At 25.1% G+C, this 1,741-nt stretch carries 2 protein-coding genes and 1 pseudogene; all 3 read right to left on the bottom strand.

Annotated elements, in window-relative coordinates; genetic code table 11:
* Positions 1-53: 53 nt before the first annotated feature.
* Complete coding sequence (locus tag RI01_RS02015; protein WP_017192996.1) at positions 54-410, bottom strand: SVM family protein; 357 nt, start codon at positions 408-410, stop codon at positions 54-56.
* Between the two features lie 22 nt (positions 411-432).
* Positions 433-1,224: a hypothetical protein gene (locus tag RI01_RS02020; protein WP_017192997.1), complete on the bottom strand. Its 792-nt coding sequence runs from the start codon at positions 1,222-1,224 to the stop codon at positions 433-435.
* 222 nt (positions 1,225-1,446) lie between these two features.
* A pseudogene (locus RI01_RS03665) lies at positions 1,447-1,741 on the bottom strand (DNA double-strand break repair protein Rad50); the annotation flags it as partial.

Consider the following 1,741-nt stretch of genomic DNA (forward strand, 5'->3'; position numbering starts at 1 on the left):
ACCTACTATATACTTGAAAGGGCCTTTGTAAAGTATAAGATATTTATATGAAATTATTTTTTAGATTGATCATCATCAGATTTTTTAGAAGAAGAACCTTTTTCTAGATTTTTGTTTCTTTCTGTTCTTTCTTCTTTAGCTTTGTCTTCTAATATTTTTGTTATTTCTGGGTTTGATAACATTTGAATAATTTTATTTCTGTCTTCTTCTGAATAATTTTCAAGAGTATTATATAATTCATAAAAATTTTTTACATCTTTTTTAGCTTCTTCTTTTGATGAAATTATATCTTTTCCATGATTTTTTTTAGGTGCAGCCATAATGGAATTATTATTAGTAATTAAAAATAAACTTAAACCAATAAATACAAATATATTTGAAAATAATAAATTATATTTAATTTTAAACATTAATTTATAACTCCTTTTTTATTTATCCCTCAGCTGAGGTGATTTGGTAGAGGGAGTTAAGTTCAGATAAAATATTATCTTTATATTGTTTTTGGACGTCTTCATATTGTTCTTCTAACATTTTTTTGAAATTTTCAGCTCCTGATAACATTCCTTCGTACATTTCTTGGGTAGCTTCTAATTTTTTTATTTGAGAATTAAGATGTGAAATTTGACCGACTAACGATGATATTTCTTTGTTTATTTGGGTTAGTTCAGAATTTTGTGGATGATTTTCCCAATTTGATCCAATATTTCTTAAATTATCTCTTTGTTTTATTTTATTTTCTTTATCTTGTTCCAATGGTGTTAATTGATTTTTTAATGTTTCGATTTGAGGATATAATGGTTGCAGTTGATTTTTAAAATTATCACATTCTTTATTTTTTTCATTAATTTCATCTTTGTCCTTCTCTAAAAATCCTAAAGTTTGTTTCCGACATTTTCTTATTTCTTTAATTTCATTTTTTTCTTGTTCAGAAAGATCATTGGGTAATAAAGTTTTATCGTCGGTTTCCGAAAACACATAAGTTTTGATTTGGTCAAAACGAGATTCAGTAATGGCGAATTTAGGTTTTTCAGTTTCTCGTTTAGTTCTAGAAGAACTAAATTTTGAATCATCATTTTCTATTTCTTCTTCTGGTGAAAATAATTCTTCTTTTTCTTTTTTAATTTCGTTTCTTCCTTGATAAAAACCAATAATGACTGATCCAATAAGAAAAGTAATAATAATAATAGCTACTAAATGTTTTTTGAAAAAATTAATAGTATTCATCAATTTCATTTCCCTTCTGATAATAGTGATTATTATCAAATATTGAAATTTGAATATAACACTATTATACAATTTTTATGAATTAAATGTTTAAAAAAAGTTTTATTCATTAGAAATCATAACAATTTCAGGGATTTTAGTTTGACGTTTGTCTTTAAGACGTTGTTGAGTGCGAGCATAGTTGGGATTTTGTTGACGAATTTCTTCTCTTATTATATCTCTTTATTTTATTTTGAATTCTAATTTGTCCGTTTCTAATGCAAATTTATCAATGCGTAATTTATCAATATCTTCTATTTCGTCTCTTTTGTGATTTAATTCTTTAATGATTTTTCGATATTCATCGATTGTGGATTTTTCTTCTTGTGCGATTTCTTTAACTACTTTTCTTGATTGTTTGTATTCTTTAAAGATTTCGTCAGATTGTAACTTATTTTTATATTCTTCTATTTTCTTTTGGTAGTCTTTTTGGTCAGCATCAAGTTTGGCTAAGTCGCGATCGATGTCGTTAAGATAC

Origin of the sequence: Italian clover phyllody phytoplasma str. MA1, assembly GCF_000300695.1 — a bacterium.
GTDB lineage: Bacteria > Bacillota_I > Bacilli_A > Acholeplasmatales > Acholeplasmataceae > Phytoplasma.

Bases quoted from the DNA above. Each gene is read 5' to 3' on its own strand.
- RI01_RS02015 (WP_017192996.1), bottom strand. From the start codon at position 410: ATGTTTAAAATTAAATATAATTTATTATTTTCAAATATATTTGTATTT.
- RI01_RS02020 (WP_017192997.1), bottom strand. From the start codon at position 1,224: ATGAATACTATTAATTTTTTCAAAAAACATTTAGTAGCTATTATTATT.